We start from the raw sequence: 2,143 nt of genomic DNA, 5'->3' as shown, positions 1-2,143 counted from the left end.
GGGCAGAGCTCCGGCCATTCCGCTCAGTCCAATAGTTTCTCTGCCGATTTCGCCACGAGCTGCGATCGCTTGCGCGGACCGCGCTCGACGAACAGCAGGCTCTGGCCGAAGATGAAGCAGTAGAACAGGAAGGCCTGCGCCTCGGCCTCCTCGGCCTCGAGGCCGGTCGCGCGATAGAGCTCGGCGACGTGCTTGAGCCGCGCGGCATCCACGCTCGCCACCGCCGCCGCGGCATTCTCGTCCGAACGGGCCCATTGCCGGATCGCGAGCTCGATCGCCATGCCCTCCGGGTTGAGCCGCTCCGAATAAAGCTGGATCACCGCCCTCAGCCGCTCGCGGGGCGCCTGCCCGTCGAGGCTCGTCTGCTGTGCGATGGACGCCGCGCGCCCCTCGCGCCAGCGTTCCAGCATGGCCCCGAGCAGTGCGGCGCGGTCGGCGAAGCGGCGGTAGAAGCCACCCTTGGTGACGCCGAGGTTCTTGGCGAGCACCTCGACCCTGACGCCCTCGACCCCCGAGCGGGCGAGCTCGGTAAACCCTGCCTCGACCCAGACATCGCCCTTGCCGTCGCTCATGAAGGAAGCCTCACCGGTTCTTGATACGGTGCCGTATTGCTAACGCGTCTGACGCTTGATACGCTACCGTATCAAGATCAACAAGCAGGGCAGGGAATGGCGATGGAGCGGGAGGCGACCTATCGCGGCACGGTCTATCCGTGGCAGTGCGATCATGTCGGCCACATGAACATCATGTGGTACGTCGGCAAATTCGATGAGGCCAACTGGAATCTGTTCGCCCGCCTCGGACTGACGCCGAGTTATTTGCGCTCCTCCGGCCGCGGCATGGCCGCCGTGCAGCAGAACATCAGCTACAAGCGCGAGCTGCTCGCCGGCGACATCGTCGAGATCCGCAGCCATCTGCTCGACGTCCGCGAAAAATCGATCCGCTTCCGGCACGATATGATCAATGCCGAGACCGGCGAGATCGCCGCTTTCTGCGAGATTACCGGCGTGCATATGGACCGAAGCAAGCGCAAATCAGCGCCGTTCGAGGATGCGATCCGCGAGGTCGCTCTTAGATATCTCACCGAACCGGCCGAGGCTTGAGCCATGACCGCGTTCGAGCCGAAGAACCCGGGCTATCGCGCCGCGGCCATTGCCATGTTCGACGGTCAGCCGGCGATGCGCACGCTTGGCGTCACGATCGTCCTCCTTGCGCCGGGCGAGGCCGAGCTGGCGATGCTGCACTCGCCCAAATTCACGCAGCAGAACGGATTTGTCCATGCCGGCATCATCACGGCCGGGCTCGACAATGCCTGCGGCGTTGCCGCCTTCACCCTGATGCCTGACAAGGCCGATATCCTCACCGTCGAGTTCAAGACCACGCTGCTCGCGCCCGCCCGCGGCGCGCGCTTCGTCTTCAAGGCCGAGGTGGTCAAGCCCGGCCGCACGCTGACCTTCTGCGAGGCCAGGGCCTTTGCCGAGCACGAGGGCAAGACCACGCTGATCGCCACCATGACCGGAACGTTGATGGCGATGCTGCCCCGCGTTGCTTCGCCCGAAGTGCGTGCGCCCCGTGCATAGCGGCGATTGACAAGCCTGCCGGCGCATCTCTTGATGCGCTTGTCATGCTCGCAAGTCTCGGCCTCATCCTGCTCTGCCAGTTGATCGGCGAAGCCGTCGTGCGCGGCCTCGGCCTGCCGCTGCCGGGACCCGTGCTCGGCCTGCTGCTGCTGTTGATCCTGCTGCTTGCACGCGACCGCTTTGCGCTGCTTGCGTGCGGGCCGTTGCGCAACGGCGGCGTAGAGACCGCCAGCAAGGGATTGCTGGCCCATCTGTCGCTTCTGTTCGTGCCGGCCGGTGTCGGCGTCGTGCAGAAGCTCGATCTGCTCGCATCCCACGGCGTCGCCATCATCCTCGTGCTCGCGCTCTCGGTGGTCGTCACGCTGCTTGCGACGGTGCTGACCTTCCGCCTCGTCAGCCGCCTCCTGAGGCAACAGGACGCGCGATGAAGGACAACCCGTTCTCGCTCTGGGTCTATCTCTCGCAGTCCCCCCTGCTGTGGCTGACCGTGACCCTGCTGGTCTATGCGAGCACGGATGCGGTGTCGCTGGCGAGCCGGCGCCATCCGCTCGCCAATCCCGTGC

Annotated in this window: 4 protein-coding genes and 1 pseudogene; 4 read left to right on the top strand and 1 reads right to left on the bottom strand. The window is 65.6% G+C overall.

What is annotated here, in order from left to right; genetic code table 11:
* Positions 1-23: 23 nt before the first annotated feature.
* Positions 24-572 (bottom strand): TetR/AcrR family transcriptional regulator, encoded by a 549-nt coding sequence (locus AC1D00_RS38050; protein WP_135176587.1) that lies wholly within the window; start codon positions 570-572, stop codon positions 24-26.
* 102 nt (positions 573-674) lie between these two features.
* Here AC1D00_RS38050 and AC1D00_RS38045 point away from each other — a divergent pair, with 102 nt between their 5' ends.
* The 4 genes and pseudogenes from AC1D00_RS38045 to AC1D00_RS38030 all read left to right on the top strand — a co-directional run.
* Complete coding sequence (locus tag AC1D00_RS38045) at positions 675-1,103, top strand: acyl-CoA thioesterase (RefSeq protein ID WP_477014211.1); 429 nt, start codon at positions 675-677, stop codon at positions 1,101-1,103.
* Positions 1,104-1,106: 3 nt separating this feature from the next.
* A complete protein-coding gene (locus tag AC1D00_RS38040; protein ID WP_477014210.1) occupies positions 1,107-1,580 on the top strand; it encodes a PaaI family thioesterase in 474 nt (157 codons plus the stop codon).
* A gap of 44 nt (positions 1,581-1,624) precedes the next feature.
* A complete protein-coding gene (locus tag AC1D00_RS38035; protein WP_027544341.1) occupies positions 1,625-2,008 on the top strand; it encodes a CidA/LrgA family protein in 384 nt (127 codons plus the stop codon).
* Positions 2,005-2,143: pseudogene (locus AC1D00_RS38030) on the top strand (LrgB family protein); the annotation flags it as partial. The gene AC1D00_RS38035 and the pseudogene AC1D00_RS38030, both read left to right, overlap by 4 nt.

The sequence above is a fragment of the Bradyrhizobium sp. P2_E8 genome (genome assembly GCF_056403875.1).
The sequence above is the reverse complement of the archived record's forward strand: the minus strand, read 5'-3'. Positions and strand labels throughout refer to the sequence as shown.